Annotated in this window: 18 protein-coding genes; 10 read left to right on the forward strand and 8 right to left on the reverse strand. The window is 61.2% G+C overall.

What is annotated here, in order from left to right; translation table 11 throughout:
• Positions 1 to 12 precede the first annotated feature (12 nt).
• The gene (locus G5533_RS06545; protein ID WP_216954207.1) at positions 13 to 1,152 is read left to right on the forward strand and encodes a M20 family metallopeptidase; all 1,140 of its coding nucleotides are present in this window, start codon (positions 13 to 15) and stop codon (positions 1,150 to 1,152) included.
• Positions 1,153 to 1,292: 140 nt separating this feature from the next.
• Here G5533_RS06545 and G5533_RS06550 read toward each other — a convergent pair whose 3' ends face one another.
• The 4 genes from G5533_RS06550 to asnS all read right to left on the reverse strand — a co-directional run bounded on the left by G5533_RS06550 (position 1,293) and on the right by asnS (position 6,107).
• Positions 1,293 to 1,949: an adenine nucleotide alpha hydrolase gene (locus G5533_RS06550; protein ID WP_216954205.1), complete on the reverse strand. Its 657-nt coding sequence runs from the start codon at positions 1,947 to 1,949 to the stop codon at positions 1,293 to 1,295.
• 173 nt (positions 1,950 to 2,122) lie between these two features.
• Complete coding sequence (locus G5533_RS06555) at positions 2,123 to 3,466, reverse strand: anaerobic C4-dicarboxylate transporter (protein WP_005337916.1); 1,344 nt, start codon at positions 3,464 to 3,466, stop codon at positions 2,123 to 2,125.
• A gap of 374 nt (positions 3,467 to 3,840) precedes the next feature.
• Positions 3,841 to 4,596 carry a substrate-binding periplasmic protein gene (locus tag G5533_RS06560; protein WP_216979130.1) on the reverse strand — a complete coding sequence of 252 codons (756 nt, stop codon included), beginning with the start codon at positions 4,594 to 4,596 and terminating at the stop codon, positions 3,841 to 3,843.
• A gap of 110 nt (positions 4,597 to 4,706) precedes the next feature.
• Positions 4,707 to 6,107 carry an asparagine--tRNA ligase gene (asnS, locus tag G5533_RS06565; RefSeq protein WP_421255303.1) on the reverse strand — a complete coding sequence of 467 codons (1,401 nt, stop codon included), beginning with the start codon at positions 6,105 to 6,107 and terminating at the stop codon, positions 4,707 to 4,709.
• Positions 6,108 to 6,301: 194 nt separating this feature from the next.
• Here asnS and G5533_RS06570 point away from each other — a divergent pair, with 194 nt between their 5' ends.
• Entirely contained in the window at positions 6,302 to 6,652 is a 351-nt protein-coding gene (locus G5533_RS06570) for a hypothetical protein (RefSeq protein WP_216979128.1), read from the forward strand.
• A gap of 23 nt (positions 6,653 to 6,675) precedes the next feature.
• On the opposite strand, the gene G5533_RS06575 is transcribed toward G5533_RS06570, so the two are convergent.
• Together G5533_RS06575 and bioA are read right to left on the reverse strand one after the other, a co-directional pair.
• The gene (locus G5533_RS06575) at positions 6,676 to 7,488 is read right to left on the reverse strand and encodes a HAMP domain-containing protein (protein ID WP_441254622.1); all 813 of its coding nucleotides are present in this window, start codon (positions 7,486 to 7,488) and stop codon (positions 6,676 to 6,678) included.
• A gap of 176 nt (positions 7,489 to 7,664) precedes the next feature.
• The gene (gene bioA / locus G5533_RS06580; protein ID WP_441254623.1) at positions 7,665 to 8,939 is read right to left on the reverse strand and encodes an adenosylmethionine--8-amino-7-oxononanoate transaminase; all 1,275 of its coding nucleotides are present in this window, start codon (positions 8,937 to 8,939) and stop codon (positions 7,665 to 7,667) included.
• Positions 8,940 to 9,132: 193 nt separating this feature from the next.
• Between bioA and bioB the strand changes: the two genes are divergently transcribed.
• From bioB to htpX, 5 genes are all read left to right on the forward strand, one after another.
• Positions 9,133 to 10,218 carry a biotin synthase BioB gene (gene bioB / locus G5533_RS06585; RefSeq protein ID WP_421221445.1) on the forward strand — a complete coding sequence of 362 codons (1,086 nt, stop codon included), beginning with the start codon at positions 9,133 to 9,135 and terminating at the stop codon, positions 10,216 to 10,218.
• Positions 10,218 to 11,414, forward strand: coding sequence for an 8-amino-7-oxononanoate synthase (gene bioF, locus G5533_RS06590; RefSeq protein ID WP_421221446.1), 1,197 nt, complete (start codon positions 10,218 to 10,220; stop codon positions 11,412 to 11,414). Before bioB ends, bioF begins: the two co-directional genes overlap by 1 nt.
• A complete protein-coding gene (gene bioC / locus G5533_RS06595) occupies positions 11,407 to 12,222 on the forward strand; it encodes a malonyl-ACP O-methyltransferase BioC (RefSeq protein ID WP_421208077.1) in 816 nt (271 codons plus the stop codon). The genes bioF and bioC overlap by 8 nt, the downstream gene beginning before the upstream one ends.
• 60 nt (positions 12,223 to 12,282) lie before the next feature.
• Positions 12,283 to 12,960 (forward strand): dethiobiotin synthase, encoded by a 678-nt coding sequence (gene bioD / locus G5533_RS06600; RefSeq protein WP_227340888.1) that lies wholly within the window; start codon positions 12,283 to 12,285, stop codon positions 12,958 to 12,960.
• 110 nt (positions 12,961 to 13,070) lie between these two features.
• Positions 13,071 to 13,943, forward strand: coding sequence for a protease HtpX (htpX, locus tag G5533_RS06605; RefSeq protein WP_069527876.1), 873 nt, complete (start codon positions 13,071 to 13,073; stop codon positions 13,941 to 13,943).
• A 77-nt stretch (positions 13,944 to 14,020) separates the two neighbouring features.
• On the opposite strand, the gene G5533_RS06610 is transcribed toward htpX, so the two are convergent.
• A complete protein-coding gene (locus tag G5533_RS06610) occupies positions 14,021 to 15,733 on the reverse strand; it encodes a methyl-accepting chemotaxis protein (RefSeq protein ID WP_421255309.1) in 1,713 nt (570 codons plus the stop codon).
• A 224-nt stretch (positions 15,734 to 15,957) separates the two neighbouring features.
• Positions 15,958 to 17,808, reverse strand: coding sequence for an MOSC N-terminal beta barrel domain-containing protein (locus G5533_RS06615; protein ID WP_216979121.1), 1,851 nt, complete (start codon positions 17,806 to 17,808; stop codon positions 15,958 to 15,960).
• Positions 17,809 to 17,885: 77 nt separating this feature from the next.
• Between G5533_RS06615 and G5533_RS06620 the strand changes: the two genes are divergently transcribed.
• The 3 genes from G5533_RS06620 (at position 17,886) to nifJ (ending at position 24,033) form a co-directional block, all read left to right on the forward strand.
• The gene (locus G5533_RS06620) at positions 17,886 to 18,638 is read left to right on the forward strand and encodes a substrate-binding periplasmic protein (RefSeq protein WP_005337880.1); all 753 of its coding nucleotides are present in this window, start codon (positions 17,886 to 17,888) and stop codon (positions 18,636 to 18,638) included.
• Positions 18,639 to 18,814: 176 nt separating this feature from the next.
• Positions 18,815 to 20,461 carry an NAD(P)-binding protein gene (locus G5533_RS06625; RefSeq protein ID WP_441254624.1) on the forward strand — a complete coding sequence of 549 codons (1,647 nt, stop codon included), beginning with the start codon at positions 18,815 to 18,817 and terminating at the stop codon, positions 20,459 to 20,461.
• Positions 20,458 to 24,033: a pyruvate:ferredoxin (flavodoxin) oxidoreductase gene (gene nifJ / locus G5533_RS06630; protein WP_421263496.1), complete on the forward strand. Its 3,576-nt coding sequence runs from the start codon at positions 20,458 to 20,460 to the stop codon at positions 24,031 to 24,033. Before G5533_RS06625 ends, nifJ begins: the two co-directional genes overlap by 4 nt.
• Positions 24,034 to 24,149 lie beyond the last annotated feature (116 nt).

Here is a 24,149-nt window from a genome sequence, read left to right on the forward strand (position 1 = left end):
CAGGAGATGACAATGACAGACTCTCGCAACGCTTTTTCTCTGGATGCCTACCTGGCAGATCTGGCCCCGCTCATCAACCTCGATTGCGGTACTCGCACCCCGGCCGGGGTGGCCAAAGTGGCCGACATCATGACCGAGAAATATGAGGCCATCGGCTGGCAGGTGACCCGCCACCAGTTTGCTGCCGAGTGCGGCCCCTGCCTCGAGGCAACCAATGCACCGGGTGCCGCTCACTACGACGTGATGCTGGTGGGCCACATGGACACCGTCTTCCCCGAGGGAACAGCGGCCAAGCGCCCGTTGAAAATCGAAGGCAATCAAGCCTTTGGCCCCGGTGTCTCGGACATGAAGAGTGGCCTGCTCTCTATCTGGTATGCACTTAAAGAGATGGATCCGGTGCAGCTGGCCAAGCTCAAGGTGCTGGTCTGCTGCAACTGCGACGAAGAGATTGGCTCCCCCTGGTCGAAAGATTGGCTGGTGGAGAAGGCCAAACAGAGCGGCTGCGTGCTGGTGGCCGAAGCGGCGCGCCCCAACGGGGATCTCATCAGCGCCCGCAAGGGCAATGCCAAGTACCGCATCACCTTTCACGGCAAGGCGTCCCATGCCGGTTCGGCTCTGACCGAAGGGGTCTCTGCCATCACAGAACTCGCTCATTGGGTGCTGGCCATTAACGAGCAGGTCAACATGACCACGGGCACCACCATGAACGTCGGCGTGGTACAGGGCGGCACCGGCGTTAACGTGGTGCCCGACTTTGCCGAGGCAATCGTCGATCTGCGTTTCTGGAGTAACGAAGAGGCCGCTGCGGTGCACGAGCGGCTCACCTTTATGGCCAACAACCCCTTCCTTGCGGGCTGTCGGGTCGAGGTGGATCGCCAGACCTTCAAGCCGGCGATGCGCCCGAGCGGCGATACAGAAGCTGTGATGGCGCTGGTGGAGGCGGCTGCGAAAGAGGAGGGGATCTCCTTCAACTGGCTGGAGGCCGGTGGCGGTTCGGATGCCAACTTTACCGCCGCCGCGGGGGTGCCGTCCCTCGATGGTTTCGGCCCCATGGGGGGCGGTTTTCACTCGGAGGCGGAATTCCTGCTGCTGGACAGCATCGAGCCGCGCATCCGCCTGCTGCAGCGGGTGCTGGGCAAGCTGGCGAAATAAGCCGGTTTATCCCTTGTTCGGGTCATCATGGCCCGCTCAAAATTGGTCCGCTCCACTCCAAACGGGAGGCTGTTGCCTCCCTTTTTTTATCTCGATTTTTCGCGCGTCCCTGAACGAGCGCGCCAGATGGCTTGAGGCCGTTACCCCTGTGGCTCAGCCAGATAGGCCAGATGATCCTGCCGTGCTACCTGCCAGCCATCGAGGCGCAGCGGGGCGGCAAAGCCCGGGCCGTCAGTCACCATGGTGTGGTACTCCCCCTGCTCGCCGCAGGCATCGAAGCCCTCGCGCTCGGCCAGTTGTTGTAGCTCGCAGAGGGTGGCGGCATCGAGGGGGCGTCCAGTCCACTCGGGGGCCAGCACCCGGGTATCGATGCAGGAGAGGTGGGCGACGATGCCGCGGGCCAGCATATCCGCCAGCAAGGCTTGGCGAGATTGCTGCCAGAGCGGGGTATGGACGGTGAGCCCGAGCGGGCGGCAGCGTTCGCGGATCCAGTTTGGTGCGCCCCCCACGCTGTCGATATCGCCGGTCACTACCCCGTCGAGGTTCCACTCCTGCTGCAAGTGGCTCAGCGCCGTCTCATAGCTCTGCTCGAACGGCGCTTCGATGGTGACCAGCAGATGGGGCAGCCCGAGGGCTTCCGCCTGACGGCGCACCAGCGGCAAGGGGTGAGCGAGAAATCGGGGCTCTGGCGGCGCAAAGGTGGCCAGTGCCACCACCTGATGGCCCGCTTGACGGGCATGACAGAGAGCCAGCATGGCATCTTTGCCACCGCTCCAGAGCAGGATGACGCGAGACATGGATGAGATTCCGGTGGTGAACGAGGGGGCATGCTACCCAGCGGCGGGGGCAGAGGTAAAGGCATAGTGTCCGGAAATGGCGGCGGGGAAGTGGTTGAGGTAACGGAGCTGGAAAAAAGCAGGCCCCCGAAGCGGGGGCCTGTATTGCAATAGCGTGGTAAACACCGCTGCGATTAGAGCAGGATGCTGGTGAGGATAAAGCCCAGCGAGCAGGAGGTCACCACCCCGATCAGCCCTGGAATGATGAAGCTGTGGTTGATGATGAACTTGCCGATGCGGGTGGTGCCGGAGCGGTCGAAACCGATACAGGCCAGATCGCTCGGGTAGGTCGGCAGCACGAAGTAGCCGTAGCTCGCTGGCAGGAAGGCAATCAGCAGCTTGGGCTCGACACCCAGCGCCAGACCCATGGGGGCGATAGCGGTGAGGGCTGCGGCTTGGCTGTTCACCAGCTTGGAGATGAGGAACAGCACCAGGGCGTAGGTCCAGGGCTGGGCCTGTACCACGTGGGCCAGGGTTTCTTTGAGCAGCGGCATGTGAGCCTGGAAGAAGGTCTCACTCATCCATGCCACCCCGAATACGGAGAAGATGGCGACCATACCCGCCTTGAAGACGGCACCGTTGGCGATCTCGCCCGGCTTGACCTTGCAGCGCATCAGTATGATGGCACCGGCGATCAGCATCATCATCTGGATCACCAGGTTCATGGAGAGCGGGCCAGTTTTGTCCTTGATGGTGAACACCGGACGCAGACCTTCGTTGGCACCGAGCAATACCACGGCGGCGATGGCGGCGAAGAAGATCCAGGTAGACCAGTAGGCCTCTTTCGGGAACTTGGTGTTGAGCAGGGTTTCACCACCGCCGTAGATGAAGGCGCGCTGCTCCGGGTCTTTGATCTTGGCCTGGAACTCTTCGTCCTTGTCCAGATCCTTGCCGCGACGCAGGCTCCACAGGGCTGCCACGATGACACCGGTCAGGGAGGAGGGGATGGCGATCATCAGGATGTCGAGCAGGCCGTAAGCCTGACCGATACCGTGACCAGCCGCCAGAATGGAGACCATGGAGACCACAGCAACGGAGACCGGGGAGGCGCAGATGGCCATCTGGGAGGCAACGGAGGCGACAGCCATCGGGCGCTCGGGACGGATGTTCTTTTGCAGCGCGATGTCAGCGATGATGGGGAACATGGTGTAGACCACGTGGCCGGTACCGCACAGGAAGGTGAGGGTCCAGGTGGTGAGCGGCGCCAGGATAGTGATGTATTGCGGGTGACGGCGCAGCAGACGCTCGGCCACTTGCATCATCAGGTTAAGGCCACCGGCAGTCTGCAGGGTGGCGGCACAGCCGATCACCGCCAGAATGGTCAGCATTACCTGAACAGGCGGTTCGCCCGGAACCAGACCGAAGACGAAGGTCAGCAGGAAGAGACCGATACCACTGATGAGACCGAGTCCCATGCCCCCAAAGCGGGTACCCAGCAGCAAGCAGCCGAGTACCACTAAAAATTCCATCAAGATCATTCCGTTACCTCGTGTGATTCAACCCATATTGCCGCGGGTAGCCTGAACCATGAATTGTCATTGTCTGTTTTATTTAGCCCGAAAGGGTTAGTTGCTATTCTGCTCCCCTGAAAAAGTGAAAAAATTGAGTTACTTCAATAACTCGATGAATTTTTGATTAAACCACTTAAAAACCACGTACTAACAAAAACATCATTTTTGTCACCAAGTGGTATCACTCGGGGCCAGCCCATCAGAGTGCAACCAGAGGCGTTGTGATGGGGAATGCGTTGGTAAGGAAGTTGTGGAAAAAGGCCCGGGTCAGGGGAGAAGAGGCTGTAAAAACACGGGTTAAAGATATCTTTTTTGACAAATGGGGTGTTCTGCGACTCTGCTCATCGGGGGGCGGGTGCTGATAGCAGATAGCGACGCTGATACTGTTCGCTCAGCTGCTTGATATCGAGTCTGGCTAGCGCATTGTTCACTCGCTGTTGCAGTTGCTGTTGATCGGGACGGAACATGATGTGCAGGCTCTTGTACCCGAGGATCTTCGGGTTGAACTGCAGCTGTTCGGGGTGGAGTTTGTCATCGTGATAGGTGAGCCAGTAGAAAACATCCCGGTCGATCACGGCCAGATCGAGCCGGTCGCGCTGCAATTTTCGCAGGTTGAGGTGATCGTCGTCCACGGCAAAGGTGTTGAGGCGCTTGCTGGCCATCAGGGCATCAAATTCACGGGTATTGATATAACCTGCGACGACCCCAATCCGGTAGGAAGCGAGATCTTCGAGTCGCTGCCAGTGGATAGGGGGGCCGGCTTGCTGCGCCATGCCCAGCACACTACTGCCCACGCTGGTGGAAATATGCCACCGTTTATCCAGATCATCGGCGAAGTATTTGGGGAAGTAGCCGCTGTAGTGCTGGGCGGGATCGGATGCCAGCAACATGGCTCGATGCCAGGGGTAGAAGTCAAACTGAACCTCCAGCCCCGCTTCGGCAAATGCACGCTTGACGATATGGCCGGTAAGGCCACCATCAGGGAGATGCTGGCTGGTATAGGGGGGCCACTCCAGGGTGGTCAGGTGCACGGGTTCTGCCCGCAATTGCAGGGGGAGCCAGAGCAGCAAGAGTGTCAGAAGCCGACGATATCCCATGAACGACCCATTCCTTGTGTCGATTGGTTCTGAGTATTACCCATAACGGGGGTAATAAAAAAGCCGACCCTGAGGACGGCTTTTGCAATGTAGTGGCAATATGCCGCTGATCAGAACTCGGCGGTACGCGGAGTTCGCGGGAACGGGATCACGTCGCGGACGTTGCCCATACCGGTCACGTAAACCACCAGACGCTCGAAGCCCAGACCGAAGCCGGAGTGCGGGACTGTGCCGTAGCGGCGCAGATCGCGATACCACCAGTAATCTTCCTGCTTCAGGCCCATCTCGGCCAGGCGGGCATCCAGTACCTCCAGACGCTCTTCACGCTGGGAGCCACCGATGATCTCGCCGATGCCCGGTGCCAGTACGTCCATCGCGGCAACGGTCTTGCCGTCGTCGTTGAGGCGCATGTAGAAGGCCTTGATATCTTTCGGATAGTTCTTCACCACCACCGGAGACTTGAAGTGCTCCTCGGCCAGATAGCGTTCGTGCTCGGAGGAGAGATCGATGCCCCAGGAGACCGGGAACTCGAACTTCTTGCCGCAGTTTTTCAGCACTTCGATGGCATCTGTGTAATCAATCTGGGCGAAGTCGGAGGCGACGAAACGCTCCAGACGGCCGATGGCATCCTTGTCTACGTGCTGGGCAAAGAACTCCAGATCGTCGCGACGTTCGGTCAGGACGGCGTTGAAGACATACTTCAGCATGGCTTCGGCCAGGGCGGCGTTATCTTCCAGATTGTTGAAGGCCACTTCCGGCTCAACCATCCAGAACTCGGCCAGGTGACGGCTGGTGTTGGAGTTTTCAGCGCGGAAGGTCGGCCCGAAGGTATAGACCTTGGAGAGGGCGCAGGCATAGGTTTCGGCGTTCAGCTGGCCGGATACGGTCAGGAAGGCCTCTTTGCCGAAGAAATCTTCGTTGTAGTTCACCTTGCCGGCGTCGGTACGCGGCAGGTTTTCCAGATCCAGGGTAGAGACACGGAACATCTCGCCGGCCCCTTCGGTATCAGAGGCGGTGATGAGCGGGGTCGCAACCCAGACAAAGCCCTCTTCGTGGAAGAAGCGGTGGATAGCTTGCGCCAGGCAGTGGCGAACCCGGGTCACGGCACCCACGATGTTGGTGCGCGGGCGCAGGTGAGCCTGTTCACGCAGGTACTCGATGCTGTGGCGCTTGGCGGCCATCGGGTAGGTATCGGGATCTTCGACCCAGCCGACGACCTTCACATCGGTGGCCTGCAGTTCGAAAGCCTGGCCGCTGCCCTGGGATTCGGCGATGATGCCAGTCACTTCCACGGAGCAGGCGGTGGTCAGACGCAGCACTTCATTCTCGTAATTGGCCAGGGTATTGGGGACGACGGCCTGTACCGGATGGAAACAGGAGCCATCGGAAATGGCCAAAAATGAGATCCCCGCCTTGGAATCACGGCGAGTCCGGATCCACCCTCGTACAGTCAGGGTGGTGCCAACCGCATATTTACCGGTCAGCACATCAACTACGGATGCGTGCGTCATCGAAATATTGTCTCCAGCTTGTTCTTGCAGCGCTATTTGCAACACTAGGGAGTCTGGCCCGGGCACAGATGGCCCACCATGGCAGACTAAGCCGTCAATCTTACCCGCGCGGGTTTGATAAACAAGCAAAAATGTCGGACTCTGGTGGGGTTTTCAGCATGGTTCACCCAAGCAGGGTTCCCTCGGGACAGGAGATGCGAGTGAAAGAGCGGCGACAAGGGCCGGATTGGCTGACACGACTGTTGCGAGCAATGGTGCTGATCTGCTGGTGCGGTTTTATCGTGCTGCTTGCGCTCTATCACTATGCTAGGCCGGAGATTGCATATGGTTTTCTGGTTTACGGCGGCATCAAGGTACGCGATTACTGGGATCCCGCACTCACTCCCTGGTTGGTGCATGGCCTGTGGGGTTGCAGCTTGCTGACCCTGGCTGTACTGCTGCTGGAGCGGCGGCGCAGTCGGCGCAGGGATGATGCCTATCACGTCAATCTGGCGATCCTGCTGCTGATCCTTATTGCTTGTCTGCTGTTCTATTACACCGGTTAGCCGATGCCGGGCGGTGTGGTCCGCTATTCGCCAGGGCGAGCTCCCGGCTTGCCGCCGAGCGGTCGCTTGCCGAGCTGGCGCTCCACACTGTCGAGCATCTGGTTGTAGGCCACCGCCACCCGGCCAATCTCGTCGCCGTCATCCCCCTCCAGCCGGTGGCCGAAGTCGTGCAAGTCGGTGGCCTCTTCCATGGAGCGGGTCAACTGGTTGAGGGGGCGCACGATCCAGGTGCGGATGACCCAGAGGGTCAGCAGCAGTCCCATCCCGAAGATGCCGGTGAGGATCAGCGCCGAGGTGAGGATATTCTGCTCGACCCGGGTAAACAGCGAATCGAGGGAGTAGTCAAAGCGCACCGCACCGAGCACAGTGTTCTCCGGCACCAGATGACAGCTGGTGCAGTCGGTGCCGCGAAAATCCTTCTTGGCTAGTAGCGGTCGGGTCACTACCAGACGGCTGTGCATGCCGTTGTGCACCACCTCCAGACTCCCTTTGCCCGCCAGAGCCAGCTCATCAAACTCATCTTTTACCTGCTCTGTCTCCCGTCCAGGCCCGAACTGTTTGCTCACCGCGTCGCCACGGACGATGCGGGCATCCTCCACATGGGCGTGGTCGAGAAACTTGCCGCGCAGGGTATCGCGGGCATCCATCTTGCCGGTCAGCATCAGCATGTTGAGGCCGTCGAAATAGGCTTCGGTCTGCTCGCGGCTCTGCTCCTTGATGAGCGTCAGGATGAGATCGCGCTCGCGCACCGCCTGATAGGCGGCGGAGAAGACCAGTACTATGGAGAAGATGAAGAGCAGGAAAAAGTTGATTTTGGCAGCAATGGAGAGGCGCATGAGCAGTCTTTCTTGATGGTAAAACCGCAGCAGTTTACCCCTCTTGGGGCCTCAGGTCTGGTGTTTTGCTCACATTACGGCAAGTGAAAGTGCCCATAAGTGGATAAAGTTGCCCTCTTTATATATCAAATGCCGATAGTCAAACGGGCGGCTGCGATGGCCGCCCGCTGCATGCATTAAAACTCGCCCTCGGTGATGGCTTGACGGATGGCGCCGGTCAATACCCGCAGCTCTTCAGGGGTGATGACGAACGGGGGCATCAGGTAGACCAGCTTGCCAAAGGGGCGGATCCAGGCGCCCAGTTCGACAAACTTGCGCTGGATGCGCGCTACATCCACCCGCTCTTTCATCTCCACCACCCCGATGGCGCCGAGCACCCGCACATCAGCGACCGCCGGGTGCAGGGTCAGCTCTACCAGTTCGGTACGCAGCTGATACTCGATGGCGCGCACCCGCTCCTGCCACGGTGAGGCCAGCAGCAACTCGATGGAGGCGTTGGCCACCGCGCAGGCGAGGGGATTGCCCATAAAGGTGGGGCCGTGCATAAAGACCCCCGCCTTGCCGTCACAGATGGTGCGGGCGACCTGCTCGGTGGTCAGGGTCGCCGAGAGGGTGAGGTAGCCGCCGGTAAGCGCCTTGCCCAGACACATGATGTCGGGGCTGATCCCCGCCCAGTCGCAGGCAAACAGCTGGCCGGTGCGGCCAAAGCCGGTGGCAATCTCGTCGGCAATCAGCAGCACACCGAACTCGTCGCACAGGGCGTGCACCCACTGCAGGTAGCGGGGGTGATAGAAGCGCATGCCGCCAGCGCCTTGCACTATGGGCTCAAGCACGATGGCGGCGATCTCCTCGTGATGATCGGCCATGAGTGTCGCCAGCCCCACCACGCACTGCTCGTCCCACTCGGCGTGGAAGCGACAGCTGGGCGCATCGACAAAATAGTGTTCCGGCAGGAATCCCTTGTAGAGCTCATGCATGCCGCCATCGGGATCGCAGACGCTCATGGCGCCAAAGGTGTCGCCGTGATAGCCGCTGCGCAGGGCGACAAATTTGGCTCTGGGCGTCCCCTTGGCGTGCCAGTACTGCTGGGCCATCTTGAGCGCCACTTCCACTGCCACCGAGCCGGAATCGGCCAGAAATACCCGATCAAGCCCCTTCGGAGTGATCTCCACCAGCTTGCGGCAGAGCTCGACCGCCGGGGCGTGGGTGAGGCCGCCAAACATCACGTGAGACATCTTGCCGAGCTGGGCAGTGGCGGCGGCGTCCAACTCCGGCACCTGATAGCCGTGCACGCAAGCCCACCAGGAGCTCATGCCATCCACCAGTTCGCGGCCATCGCTGAGAGTGATCTTCACCCCTTTGGCGCTGGCCACTTCATAGCAGGGCAGGGGGTGAGTGAGGGAGGTATAGGGGTGCCAGATGTGGTGCAGGTCGAATTCTTGGTTGGTCATTTGTTGTTCTGTTGTCAATTGGTTTGATCTGGTCGGTGTTGACAGTCTACGCGTGCTCTCTACACTAGCCAACAATTTCAGCCACTTGGCACTGCGCATCACCCTGAGCGCGCAGGCCCGGCGGCGGGTTTTGTGGCCGTCCATCCCAAGATGGCGGGCGCAGGATCCCACTAATAACAACCGGAAGCCATGTATGAATGCTCTCACAGCGGGCGGTCACGCCCTTCGTCATGACTGGACTCTCGTCGAGGTTCAGGCCCTGTTTGCCCTGCCGTTCAACGATCTGCTGTTTCAGGCCCAGACCGTCCACCGCGCCCACTTTGACCCGAATGAAGTGCAGGTGAGTACTTTGCTCTCCATCAAGACCGGCGCTTGCCCGGAAGATTGCAAATACTGCCCCCAGAGCGCCCGTTACCACACCGGGCTCGAAGCCGAGCGGCTGATGGAGGTGGAGAAGGTGCTGGAGCGGGCCCGCGAAGCGAAGGCCAACGGCTCGTCACGCTTTTGCATGGGGGCCGCCTGGCGCAACCCCAAAGAGAAGGACATGCCCTACATCATCCGGATGATCGAGGAGGTGCGCGGGCTCGGCATGGAGACCTGTATGACGCTGGGGATGCTGACCGCCGATCAGGCGGCGCGTCTGGGGGCCGCGGGGCTCGATTACTACAACCACAACCTCGACACCTCGCCGGAGTTTTACGGCGAGATCATCTCCACCCGCACCTATCAGGATCGGCTCGATACCCTGGAGCATGTGCGCAGTGCCGGCATGAAGGTCTGCTCTGGCGGCATCGTCGGCATGGGCGAGCAGGCCAAAGATCGGGCGGGCCTCTTGATGGCGCTGGCCAACCTGCCGCGCCACCCCGAAAGCGTGCCCATCAACATGTTGGTCAAGGTGAAGGGAACACCGCTGGAGAACGAGGAGAACCTCGATCCATTCGAATTTATCCGCACCATCGCCGTGGCGCGGATCATGATGCCCGCCTCCCATGTGCGCCTCTCCGCCGGGCGGGAGAAGATGAATGAGCAGATGCAGGCCATGTGCTTTATGGCCGGGGCCAACTCCATTTTCTATGGCTGCAAGTTGCTGACCACTCCCAACCCGGACGAGAACAGCGATATGCAGCTGTTCAAGCGACTCGGCATTCGCCCCGCTCAGCGGGCCCAGAAGCCGGATCAGGTTCAAGAAGAGGAGCTGCTGGCCGAGGTGAGCCGCCAGAGCGAACCTGCCGAAATGTTTTATGACGCCACCCGCCCCCGTGCAGGGGCCGCTCGGTGATGAACGGCCCTGCAGTAACGGGCCCCTTTGGGTTGGGCGCGGCGCTGGCCGAGCGCGAGCAGGCGGGTCTGCTGCGCAACCGCATCGCGACCGACGGGGCGAGTGGCGGGCGGCTCAGGGTTGCAGGGCGCGAATACCTCAATTTTTCCGCCAACGACTATCTGGGGCTGGCAGATCATCCCGCCATCAAGACCGCCTTCAACGCGGGGATTGAGCGTTATGGTACGGGCTCCAGCGCCTCGCCGCTGGTGACCGGTTACAGTCATGCCCACCAAGAGCTTGAGAAGACCCTGGCCGAGTGGCTCGGGGTGGAGGCGGTGCTGTTCTTCAACTGCGGTTTTTCCGCCAATCAGGCGGTGCTCAAAGCCCTGCTCGGCAAGGATCATCTGCTGTGGCAGGACAAACTCAACCACGCCTCCCTGCAGGAGATGGGCAGCCAGCTCCCCTGCAAGATGAAGCGCTTTGCCCACAACGACATGGCGGCCCTTGAACGGCAGCTTGAGCCAAATCGCGGACTGATTGTCTCGGAAGGGGTGTTCAGCATGGACGGGGATCAGGGCCCTTGGCGCGAGCTCGCAACCCTCGCCGCCCAAAGCGGCAACTGGTTGATGATCGACGATGCCCATGGTCTTGGTGTGCTGGGATCCGAGGGGCGCGGCACCCTGGCGGCACAAGGGGTTCAACCTGCCAGCGTACATATCCAGATGGGCACTTTTGGCAAGTCGCTTGGCGTCGCCGGTGCCTTTGTCGGCGGCAGTCGCGAGCTGGTGGAGTATCTGGTCAACTTTGCCCGCCACTATGTCTACAGCACCCATATGCCCGCCGCGCAGGCTTGCGCGGTCAGCAAGAGCATCGAACTGGTGCGCGCGGCTGATGAGTCCCGCGCCCATCTTGGCCAGCTGATCGCTCGCTTCCGGCAAGGGGCAGAGGCGTTGGGTTGGCAGCTTGGCGCGAGCGATACCCCGATCCAGCCGCTGCTGGTGGGGGAGAGCAGCACCGCTCTGCAACTGGCTGAACGGCTGCGGGAGCGCGGCGTCTGGGTGAGCGCCATCCGCCCGCCCACTGTGCCGGTCGGTACGGCCCGGCTGCGCATCACCCTGAGTGCGGCTCACCGCGAGCAGGATGTGGATCGCCTGCTCGATGCCTTGGGGGTCAGCCCTGCAGTTACAACGCTTGGGGAGGCTCACTATGGCTGAGCGTTTTCAAACGGTCGACAAGGCGCAGCTTGCTCGCCGTTTCGGCGCCGCCGCTCGTCACTACGACGCCCATGCCCGCTTTCAGCAGGAGGTGGGGCAGGCGTTGATGGAATGGATGCCGAGCAGGCCGGTTGGCACTGATCTGACGGTGAGCGGGCTGGATCTGGGCTGCGGCACCGGCTTTTTCTTGCCCCAACTGGCGAACCGTTGTCACCAGCTGGTGGGGCTTGATCTCGCCCCCGGCATGCTGGCGCAGGCCGCCTTGCGTGGCAGCGGTGCTCGCTTGCTCTGCGGCGATGCGGAGCAGCTTCCTTTCGCCGACAGCGCGTTCGACTGGGTTTTCTCCAGTCTGGCGCTGCAGTGGTGCGAGCGTCCGGCCCAGGCTTTTGGCGAGCTGCTGCGGGTGGTCAAACCGGGCGGCCAGATCTTTTTCTCGACCCTGCTCGATGAGTCGCTCTGGCAGTTGCGAGCCGCCTGGCAGCAGCTTGATGGTCGCGCCCATGTCAATCGCTTCCTCAGCCTGCCACAATTGGAGCAGGCGCTGGCTAGCGCCGGGGTATCTGCTCCCGAGCTGCGTTGTATCACCTGGGATCTCGCCTATCTTGAATTGCCGCAGTTGTTGCGCGATCTCAAGGGGATTGGGGCCAATCAGATCAACGACAATCAAGGGGGCGCCGCCCCGGCCGGTCTGAGCGGTCGCGCCAGATTGCAGCAGCTGGCTCAGGCATATGAAGCATTTCGCCAGCCCGATGGCAGGTTGGTCGCCAGTTATCGGGTGTGTCTCGGTCGCCTCAGCAAGCCTTGCTGAGCGCCGGGAATTGCAGTGTGTGCAGGGCAGTGAGCCACTCCCTGCCAAGGAGAGAACCATATGAAATCATTCTTTATCACCGGCACAGATACCGATGCGGGCAAGACGCTGGTGGCACGCACTCTGCTGCGCGAATTCAGCGCACAGGGGATCCGCTGTGCCGGCTACAAGCCTATCTCGGCAGGGTGTGCCCGAACACCCGATGGATTGCGCAACCTCGACGCTGTTCTGTTGCAGGAGGCGGCGAGTGTTCAGCTGCCTTATGAGGTGGTCAATCCCTTTGCCTATGAGCCGCCGATTGCGCCCCATATCGCTGCCAGCGAGGCGCGCCAGCCCATTACCATGCAGGGGCTGAGCGAGGGGCTGCGCAAGATTGAACAGGCAGGGGCCGAGCTTGCAGTAGTGGAAGGGGCGGGGGGCTGGTATCTGCCGCTGGATCGCAAGCATCTGCTGTCGGATTGGGTGAAGCAGGAGAACATGCCGGTGATTTTGGTGGTGGGGGCCAAGCTGGGCTGTCTCAACCATGCACTGCTCACCTTTGCTGCCATTCGCAACGATCGGTTGCCAGTGGCGGGATGGGTTATTAATCGCCTTCACAGTGCCATGAGCCACTATCAGGAAAATCTGGACACCCTGAGGGGGATGTTACCGGCCCCGTTTCTGGGGGAAATTCCCTTTATAAACAATCCATTTGAGGCTGATTTGCAGGGGCGGCTTGATATCTCTCCGCTCTTGTGACGTCACATTCAGCGAACATTCATCGAGTCTCCCTAAAATTCATCCATAACATGGAGATAGGGAGGTCGAGTGATCTCTCTCCGTGTCTTTAATTCTCACAAGGAGTCTATATGAAGCGAATTATGCTATTCCTGGTGACCAACCTGGCCGTCATGCTGGTGCTGGGGGTGGTACTCAATATCCTGTTCTCGGTTCTGGGGATCAACAAGTCCAGCATTTCCGGGCTGTTGATGTTCTGTGCCGTGTTCGGTTTTGGGGGTTCCTTTATCTCCTTGCTGATGTCCAAGTGGATGGCCAAGCGCAGCTATGGCGTCCAGGTCATCGAGCAACCCCGTAACGAGACCGAGCACTGGCTGGTGAGCACTGTTGCCCGTCAGGCCCGCGAAGCGGGTATCAAGATGCCGGAAGTGGGGATCTACGACTCTCCCGAGATGAACGCCTTTGCGACCGGCGCCCGCCGAGATGATTCGCTGGTGGCGGTCTCCTCCGGCCTGCTCTACAGCATGAGCCGTGACGAGGCGGAAGCGGTACTGGCCCACGAGGTGAGCCACGTTGCCAACGGCGACATGGTGACCCTGACCCTGATCCAGGGGGTGGTGAACACCTTCGTGATGTTCTTCGCCCGCATCGTGGCTGGCGTCATCAGCAACTTCTTCAGTTCCAACAACGAGGAAGAGAGCAGCAGCACCGGTGGTTTTGCCTACATGATCACCGTGTTTGTGCTGGAGATGTTGTTCGGCATTCTGGCCTCCATCATCGTCATGTGGTTCAGCCGTCAGCGCGAGTTCCGTGCCGATGCCGGTGCCGCCAAGCTGGCAGGTCGCGACAAGATGATTGCCGCCCTTGAGCGCCTCTCCCGTGGTGCCGAGCCGCAGCTGGAAGGCTCCATGATGGCCTTTGGCATCAACGGCAAGCGCTCCATGAGCGAACTGTTCATGAGCCACCCGCCCATTGAGCAGCGTATCGCCGCCCTGCGTGGTTGATAGATACTGAATGACAGGGGATAACCCCGAATAAAAAACGGCTGCCTTGGGGCAGCCGTTTTGTTTTGCAGCCTTCTTTAAAGCTTGAAGTGCCCCATCTCCTGGCGCAGCACCCGTGACAGCTGCTTGAGCTTGGCTGCCTCTTGGGACACGTGGCGGGCGGCATCCCCCGATTGTTCCGAGAGGGAGGTGATGTTGCCGACGGTAGAGACCACCTCGTTGGCGGCGGTGGACTGCTCGCGCAGGGTGTGGCTGATCTCTCCCATCAGACCGGTGAGATTGGAGGCGTGGCTCTGGATGCTGGCGATTGCCTGCCCGGTCTGGTTGGCCAGTGTGACCCCGCGGGAGACGTTGTTGACCGTGTTCTCCATGCTGCGGATAGAGGCATCCGCCCCGCTCTGGATCTTGCTGATCATCCCGGTGATCTGCTGGGTCGAGGCCGCCGAGCGGCTGGCCAGATTGCGTACTTCGTCGGCAACCACCGCAAAGCCACGTCCCTGCTCACCGGCCCGCGCCGCCTCGATAGCCGCGTTGAGGGCCAGCAGGTTGGTCTGATCGGCGATGCCGCGGATCACGCCGATGATCTCCGAGATCTGCTGGGTATGGCTGTTGAGTTCTGCGATGGTGCTGGCTGCTTCACCGACCGTGGTGGAGATATTCTCGATGCTGCCAAGCGTCTCCTTGATGACCCCGGAGCCCTCCTCCAGCGTGTCGGCTGAGACCTTGCTGAGCTCGTCTGCATGGCTGGCATTGTCGGAGAGGTGGCTGATGCTCACCACCAGCTCTTCGATGGCGGCGGCCATGGTCTGGGTACTGGTTTGCTGATCGGTGGCGAACTGGGCGGTCTGCTCCGCTATCTGGGCGATGCTGTCGGCCGAATTGGACAACTCCTCGGTGGAGTGGGATACCTTGCCGATGATCCCCTTGAGGGTGCTCTGTGTGGTGCCAAGCAGGCCGATAAGACTCTCTTTCGAGCCTTGGGGCACCTTGATGGGGCGGGAGAAATCCCCTTCCGCCAGCAGATGGAGATCGGTCTTGAGCTGTTCGACCGAGGTGCCCACCAGATCGAGCAGGGAGCGATAGGTGCGCCAGAGGAAGAACATCAATACCAGGCCCAGAGCGATAAAAAGGTAGCGCAGCATGTCGGTATTGGCGGTGGCACTCTCGACCGCCTCCTGGTTGCGCCCCTCCATCATCACGTAGAAATCGTCGATGGGTGACATGATGCGACCCTTGTTCTGGTGATAGGCCTTGTCATGCATCATGGCGATGGCCTTCTGCTGGTTGGCGGCCACATCACCGTCCGTCTGCTGCACCAGTTTGAAGGCAGCCACCTCGGTGTTGACCAGTGCATCCGAGTTGTTCTTGGCCTCGTTGAGCTTGGCGAGTTCAGCATCGGTGAAACCAGCATCCTTCATCAGATCGATCAGGCCGCGGCGAACATTGCTGTCGGGGCGAGGATTCTGGCCGTTGGCCGCGACAAAATCCCAATAGATACGGTTGTAGCCATCCGGTCTCGGCTGTTCGCCGTTGCGAATGGCCAGTATCCGCATGTACTGCTGCTCGTAGGCTGGATCCTTGGTGATGACGTAGGTGCGACCGAGTCGGGTCAGGTCATCGGAGGATTGGCGCAGCTCGTCGGCCAGCAGGTAGGAGAGATATTGTTGTCGATAACTCTCTTCCAGTTGTTTACCCGCCCAGCTGTAGGCGAAAAACACCAGTGACAGCAGGATCAGGGTGATCACGGAGAGCAAGAGGTTGAGTTGAAAGGCGGGTTTGTTCTGTTCCATGGTTTGAGCGTCCTTATTCTCACCGGGTAACCCCCTTGGTCAGACGGCAAAGGCCGCTACGTCGGAGGGGTTTTGTTGTTATTGCTGTGAGTATAGAAGTCATCGTCGGCATGGTTGCGCAGGCGGGGCGAGAAAGAGACGAGAATGGAGGAACCGCGGGTCGACAGGGGGGAAAAGGTCGGCCAGGATCGGGGCCCAGCCAGCCTTTTCGTGGCTCGATCACCTTATTTGATGACGATGTCTGTGAGCGGTACGGCGCAGCAGGTGAGGATTTTGCCCTCTGCCCGCTCGGCGGCACTGATGGCGGGGGCGTCGGGGTGATCCACCTCGCCCGAGATCAGCGTCTGTTTGCAACTGCCGCAGATCCCGGCGCGGCAGCTCCAGGGCAGCTCTACGCCTTGCTTGTTGGCCTGATCCAGCACAGTGCCCTGATTGTTGCCGGTAAAGGCTTGGGCGCCGATACGCAGTTGTACCGCCTGATGGGGGCGGGCCACCGAGAGAATGGCGCCGCCAAAACTCTCCTGTTTGATCCGTGCGGCCGGAACGCCGAGGGCCGCTACTTTCGACGCCGCGTCGGCCATAAAACCGTGGGGGCCGCAGATAAAGACCTCTTTTTCGGCCAACCCTTTGACTAGTCGCAGATGCTCATCATTGAGTCGCCCTTGCAGCCCCTGCCAGTGATTGCCCGGCTGGCTCAGGATAATGGTGAGGGTCATGCCCTGCTGCGCCATGGCATGCAGTTCGCTGGCGGCGGGAATGTCCGCTTCGCTGCGGCACAGGTGCATAAAGTGAACCTCTTCCAGCTCCCCGCGAAGGGCCAGGGTGCGGGCTATCGCCAGCATGGGGGTGACGCCGGAGCCTGCGGAGAGCAACAGGAGGTTGCGCTCGGCCCCTAAGTGAAACTCGCCAGCGGGGTTGGCGGCCAGCAGCCGATCACCCACCTGCAACTGCTGGTGCAGCCAGTGGGAGATGCGACCCCCCTCCACCTTTTTGACGCTGATGCTGTAACGCTCCGGGTGATCCGGCGTAGAGCTCAGGGTATAGCGGCGCTGGATCCGTTCATTTTTGATATCGAGGCTGATGGGCAGATGCTGGCCCGGCAGGTAGTCGGGCAGAGGCTCGCCATCGGCGGCTTCGAACCAGAAGGTCTCCAGATCCCGCGCCAGCGGTTCGCGGGCCACGCAGACCAGCTCCCGCTTCTTCGGAGCGGCGGCGGGATAGACCACCGGACGGGTGCGCTCCAGCACTTCTATCTCGCTGCCTGCCTCAATCCATCCCTCGTTCAGGGCGATCAGGTTCTGGCCGAAGTAGACCTCGCCATCCTCGCCACGGCGGTAGCGGGTAAGGGTGGCCAGCGGCTCTTTCAGGGCGTTGAAACGATCGGTGCCCGCTTCCACCGTGGTCATGATGCAGCGGCTGCAGGGCTTGACCACCTTGAATTCCACCTCGCCGATGCGGATACGCACCCAGCTGTCCTCCTCGAAGGGCTGGGTATTGCTTGCCACCAGATTGGTGCGGAACTGGCTCATCTGGTGCAGCGCATCGGAGCGCAGATTGAGATCCTCAAGGGAGGCCTGGCTTATCAGCAGCAGCGGATAACCGTCGGCAAAGCTGACCCGGGTGCCGGTCTTCTCGCGAAAGCGATCAGAGGTTTCACCCAGCCAGAGCAGCTGCACTGGTTCCCCTGCCACCCGGCTCAGCCACCCATCGGCTTTGGTGTCGGTGTGCAGGGCGGTAAAGCGGTCGCTCCAGACTCCGGTAGCTTGCGGGGTGCGGCTGAAGTCGACCTCTTGCAGGGTGAGGGGTTCAAAGCCCGGATAGCGCAGTTGCAAGCCTCCTTCGATGGGGGTGGCCACGACCTGTTGCAGCTGGGGATGGGTACGGGCGGTGATAAAGGTGCCGTCCGGTTTGACCACCATGTAGCGGCGATCCCCTGCCAGTCCCTCTTCGGTCACCCGGGCGCGAGCCAGCGGCATACCTGCAGTCGATTTGATGGGGTAGAGGTGAATGCTGTCTAGCCTGGGCATCTTCATATCCTTGTGACGCGGCGCGATCGCCTGGAAAAAGGGGAACATAACGGTTCCCCGACGATCCGGCAATCCTTTCAAGGGGGCGGTCTATAGTTGGGAAAACAGAACAAGAGGGCATCGGGATGAAAATAAGCTGGTTGCTGGCGGGGAGCCTTTTTTGCCACGGGCTCTGGGCGCAGGAGCTGACCCTGACCACGGGAGAGTATCCTCCTTACTGTTCCGAGACGCTCAAATATCAGGGGCTGATCCCTCATGTGGTGAGCGAGGCATTCAAGAGTGAAGGGGTGAGCGTCAAGTTCCAGTTTCTTCCCTGGAAACGGGCCTTTCGCTTGTCGGAGGAGGGAGTGGTGGATGGCACAGTCCACTGGTATGAGTCGAGCGAGCGGCGCAAAACCCATCTCTACAGCGATCCCATCCTGAGCGAAACCTACGTCTGGTTCTATCTCAAGTCAGATCCGCTGGAATGGCGTGGCTATCAGGATCTGGCGGATCGCAAGCTGGCTGCGGTCAGTGGCTATACCTACAATGCAGATTTTTTTGCAGCCATCGCACAGGTTCCGCTGCAGGTGCAGTTCGTCACCCGGCTGCGCCAGAGCTTTGATCTGCTGCTCTCCGGCCGCGCCGACCTGACCCTGGAGAACATAGATGTCGGCTACTACTCCCTGCGTCAGTTCTACCCGGCCAGCACGGTCGATCTCTTTGCAACCCATTCAAAACCCGTGATGAAAGTTGAAGGTCACCTGTTGATCAGCCGCAAGCGTGCCAACGCTGACGAGCTGATCAAAACCTTCAATCGGGGCCTCGCCAAACTGAAAGCCAGCGGTCAGCTGGAGAAGATGTTACTTGAGTCACGTTCTGGTCTCTATGAACCATAAAGTGCAACATTTTTTGATCCTGATTCGCTAATCAGTACAAAAAAGCGGCCATTATCGACTCAGTTCCCAGTTTCTAACGCTTTCGCTTCTTCCCCATCCGGCCACCGTCCGCCTCGGCTACACGGTATCAAGCGCCATCGGGTGGGGCCTGTCACACAAAAAGAAGAAAGCAATGTATGAGCAAACAACTGGACATGACCCCATTGCCGGATCTCTCCCTGAAAACGGGAACAGGCCCGGTGCGTACCCGGCTACCCGTTTGGCGGCCGGCCCTGCCACCCTGCAATCACGCCTGCCCGGCCGGAGAAAATATCCAAGCCTGGCTCTCTTTAGCGCAGGCCGGCCGTTTTGAGGCGGCCTGGCAGACCCTGATCGAAGAGAACCCCTTGCCCGCCATTCATGGCCGGGTCTGCTATCACCCCTGCGAGAGTGCCTGCAACCGCGGGCAGGTGGATGAATCCGTCTCCATCCATGCCATCGAGCGCTTCCTCGGCGACGAGGCGCTGGCCCGTGGTTGGCTGCCTGCGCCACCGGCCCCAGCCAGCGGCAAGAAGGTGCTGGTGATCGGTGCCGGTCCCTCCGGCCTCTCCTGCGCCTGGCACCTCAACCGGCTTGGCCATCAGGTGGAGATCCGCGAAGCGGGGCCGCTTGCCGGCGGCATGCTGCGTTTTGGCATTCCCGCTTACCGCTTGCCCCGCGACGTGCTGGATCGGGAGGTGGCCCGCATCGTGGCGGCTGGTGTCACCCTGACCCTCAACCACAAGGTGGAGGATGTGCTGCGCGAGCGCGACGAGGGGGGCTTTGACGCCATTTTTATGGCCATCGGCGCCCATCTGGCCAAGCGGGTCGATATTCCGGCCCGGGAAGCGGGCAAGATCCTCGATGCGGTGAGTTTCCTCGAGCAGGCCAGTCTTGCCGAAGAGAAAGGACTGCCACCGCCAAAACTGGGACGGCGGGTTGCCATCTACGGCGGCGGCAACACCGCCATGGATGCGGCCCGTACCGCTCGTCGCCTCGGGGTGGAAGAGGCGATGATCATCTACCGCCGCGACCGGGACCATATGCCGGCCCACGCCTTTGAAGCCGATGAGGCCGAGGAGGAGGGGATCAAGATCAACTGGCTGCGCACCATCCGCCAGCTCGACAACACCAATATCGAGGTGGAGGTGATGGCGCTGGATGCAGAGGGCAAGCCGGTACCCACCGGCAAGTTTGAAACCCTCGAAGCGGATTCCCTTATTCTGGCGCTCGGTCAGGAGGTCGACCTCTCGGTGCTGGAGAGCATCCCCGGCGTGCGGGTCAACAAGGAGGGGGTGGTGCAGGTGGCGGGCAATCTGATGACAGATGTCGCCGGGCTGTTTGCCGGCGGCGATATGGTGCCCTCCGAGCGCACTGTTACCATCGCCACCGGTCATGGCAAGAAGGCGGCGCGCCACATGGATGCCTGGCTGCGTGGTCGCCACTATCAGAAGATGCTCTCCTACCCGCTGGTGGGGCCGGAGCAGTTGCAGCTCTGGTTCCAGACCCACGCGCCCGCCAGCAATCAGCCGGTCAAACCGGCGTGGGCGCGGGACGACTTTGGCGAGATCATCGGTGGGCTGGATGAGGTGGCCGCCCGTTACGAGGCGGCGCGTTGCTACTCCTGCGGCAACTGCTTCGAGTGCGACGGCTGCTACGGCAGCTGCCCCGAGCAGGCCATCGAGAAGCTGGGGCCGGGCAAGGGCTATCAGGTGGATGCCGAGCGCTGCACCGGCTGCGGCGCCTGCCACGACCAGTGTCCTTGTCACGCCATCGAGTTGCGCCAACCACAGGAGTCCCAATGAAACATGAACTGATCATGGTCGACGGCAACGAAGCCGCGGCCCGGGTGGCGTACCAGCTGAGTGAAGTGTGTGCCATCTACCCCATTACCCCGAGCTCGACCATGGCCGAACTGGCCGACGCCTGGGCGGCGGAGGGGCAGACCAACCTGTGGGGCAACATTCCCACTGTGGTGGAGATGCAGAGTGAAGGGGGGGCGGCCGGTACGGTACACGGCGCCCTGCAGGCGGGGGCGCTCGCCACCACCTTCACCGCCAGTCAGGGACTGATGCTGATGCTGCCCAACATGTACAAGATCGCCGGTGAATTGACCTCGGCGGTGTTCCATGTGGCGGCCAGATCGCTCGCGGCGCAGGGGCTGTCGATTTTTGGCGACCATCAGGACGTGATGGCGGCGCGCAGCACCGGCTTTGCCATGCTTGCCTCCGGCTCGGTGCAGGAGGCGCAGGACTTGGCCTTGGTTGCCCACAGCGTCACCCTGCAGTGCCGGGTGCCTTTCATCCACTTCTTCGACGGCTTTCGCACCTCCCACGAGGTGAACAAGATCACCGCCCTGCATCGGGATGAAATTCGCGCCCTTATCGACAACGACTGGGTGCGCGCCCACCGCGCGCGGGCCCTCAACCCGGATCATCCGGTGATGCGTGGCACCGCCCAGAACCCGGATACCTATTTCCAGTCCCGCGAGAGCGTCAACCCCTTCTACGAAGCGGTGCCGGCACGGGTGCAGCAATGCATGGACAATCTCGGCGAGCTGACCGGCCGCCACTACCGCCTGGTGGAGTACCACGGCGCGCCTGATGCCACCGATGTGATCGTGCTGATGGGCTCGGGGGCGGCTACCGCCCGCACCACAGTGGATTGGCTCAACCAACAGGATCGCAAGACCGGGGTCTTGGTCATTCGCCTCTATCGCCCCTTCCCGGTACAGGCGCTGCTCGATGCGCTGCCGCAGAGCGTGCGGCGCATGGCGGTGCTGGATCGCACCAAGGAGCCGGGCGCCGGTGGCGAGCCGCTGCTGCTGGATGTGCAGAGCGCGCTGATCGACGGCTTGCAGCGCGGCCTTATCAAGCGGCTGCCGTGGCTCAGTGGCGGTCGCTACGGCCTCTCTTCCAAAGAGTTCACCCCCGCCATGTGCGCGGCGGTGTTCGAGGAGCTGGCATCCGATGCGCCGCGTCCGCGCTTTACCGTGGGGATAGTGGACGACGTGTCGGGCCTCAGTCTGGCCTGGCACCCCATCGGTGATCTGGAGCCTGCCAGCCGGGTGCGGGCGCTCTTCTTCGGCCTCGGTGCCGACGGCACTGTGGGCGCCAACAAGAACAGCATCAAGATCATCGGCGAGCTGGAGGGGTTCCACGCCCAGGGTTACTTCGTCTACGACTCCAAGAAGTCGGGCTCGCGTACCGTCTCCCACCTGCGCTTTGGCCCCGAGCCCATCGATGCCCCCTGGCTTATCGAGCAGGCGAGCTTTATCGGCTGCCACCAGTGGTGCTTTGTCGAATCGGTCGATCTGCTGGAGCACGCCGCCGAGGGGGCGACCCTGCTGCTTAACGCCCCCTATGAGGCTGACAAGGTGTGGGGCCAGCTGCCCGAGCGGCTGCGTGCCCGTATTCGCGCCCTCAATATCCAGCTCTACTGCATCGATGGGGATCGGGTGGCCGAGCAAAACGGTATGGGCAATCGCATCAACACCATTATGCAGACCTGTTTCTTCGCGCTAGCCGGAGTGTTGCCACGGGACGAAGCCATTGCGCTGATTAAGGAGAGCATCGAGAAGAGCTATGCCCGCAAGGGGCCAGAGGTGGTGGCGCGCAACTTCGCGGCGGTGGACGACACCCTGGCTCACTTGAGCAAGGTGGTCATTCCGGCCGGTGAGGAGCAGATCAGCGACTATCCGCTGCCGTTGGCACCGGGTGGCAGCGAGTTTGTCCAGCGGGTCACTGGCGAGATGCTGGCGGGGCGTGGCGATCTGATCCCCGTCTCCATGTTGCCGGTGGATGGCACTTACCCCACCGCCACCAGCCGCTTCGAGAAGCGGGATATCGCCCGCGAGATCCCGATCTGGCACTCCGATATCTGCATCCAGTGTGGCAACTGCGTCTTTGTCTGCCCCCACGCGGCGCTGCGGGCCAAGTTCTACCATCAGGACTGGCTGGCGACCGCCCCCGAGGCAGCGCAGTCGGTGCCCGTCACCGCCAAGGGCTTCCCCGACAGCCGCTACACCTTGCAGCTCTATCCGGAGGATTGCACCGGTTGTGGCCAGTGCGTGCAGGCTTGTCCGGTGCGGGCAGGAGCGGATGAGAGCCATGAAGGCGAGCGCGCCATCGCCATGATGGACAAGGCGCCCCATCTGGCTGGTCAGAAACAGGCGCTGCGCTGGTTCGAAAGCCTGCCGTGGCCTGCCCGCGAGCGGGTGGACTTCTCCACGGTGCGCGGCACTCAGTTCCTCGAACCCCTGTTCGAGTTCTCCGGTGCCTGCGCCGGCTGTGGCGAGACCCCTTATCTCAAGCTGTTGACCCAGCTGTTTGGCGATCGCATGCTGGTGGCCAACGCCACCGGTTGCTCCTCCATCTACGGCGGCAACCTGCCGACCACCCCGTGGGCCAAGAACGGCGAAGGGAAGGGGCCCGCTTGGTCCAACTCCCTGTTTGAGGATAACGCCGAGTTTGGCTTTGGTTTTCGTCTCACCGCCGATCAGCATCACGGGCAGGCGGTAGCGGCCCTCGAAGCGATGAAAGGGGAGCTGGGGGAAGCGTTGGTCGAGTCGCTTATCAACGCTCCGCAGCGGCTGGAGTCGGAGATCCGCGCCCAGCGCACCCGGGTTGCGCAAGTGCGCGAGCGGCTGGAAGAGGTGAAATCCGGCAAGGCTCGCGAGCTGCTGTCCTTGATTGATCAGCTGGTGCGCCGTTCGGTCTGGATCATCGGCGGCGATGGCTGGGCCTATGACATCGGCTCGGCGGGGCTCGATCATGTGCTCGCCTCCGGCCGCGATGTGAACGTGCTGGTGATGGATACTGAGGTCTACTCCAACACCGGCGGTCAGATGTCGAAATCGACCCCGCTCGGTGCCGTCGCCAAGTTTGCGGCGGGGGGCAAGACGCTGGCCAAGAAGGATGTAGCCTTGCAGGCCATCTCCTATGGCAACGTCTATGTTGCCCGCATCGCCTTTGGTGCCAATCCGCAGCAGGCGCTGCAGGCCTTACGTGAGGCCGAAGCCTATCCGGGCCCGTCGCTGATCATCGCCTACAGCCACTGCATCGCTCATGGCATCGATATGGAGTTTGGTCTAACTCAGCAAAAACGCGCCGTGGCCTCTGGCCACTGGCCGCTGATGCGCTACAACCCGGTACTGCGCAGATCGGGGCAGAACCCCTTTAGTCTCGACAGCCTGCGCCCCTCCATCCCCCTCGCTGAATACCGGCAGGAGGAGACCCGTTATCGGGTGCTGGCCCAGAGCCACCCGGAGGAGGCGCAGCGGCTGATGCAGGTGGCGCAAAAAGTGGCGTGGCAGAAGTGGGCCACCTACGAGGAGATGGCCACCCGTGAGGCCAGCCATTTTCATCCGCCGGTGTGAGGATTGTGTGAGTGAAATATAACCAAGCGGGCCATTGGCCCGCTATTTTTATATTGATAGCAAAGGGTTCTTGGCTTACGAATATATGCACCACCTACAATGTTGTAAATTTATAA

This window comes from Aeromonas sp. A600620, from assembly GCF_029479985.1.
GTDB lineage: Bacteria > Pseudomonadota > Gammaproteobacteria > Enterobacterales > Aeromonadaceae > Aeromonas > Aeromonas veronii_A.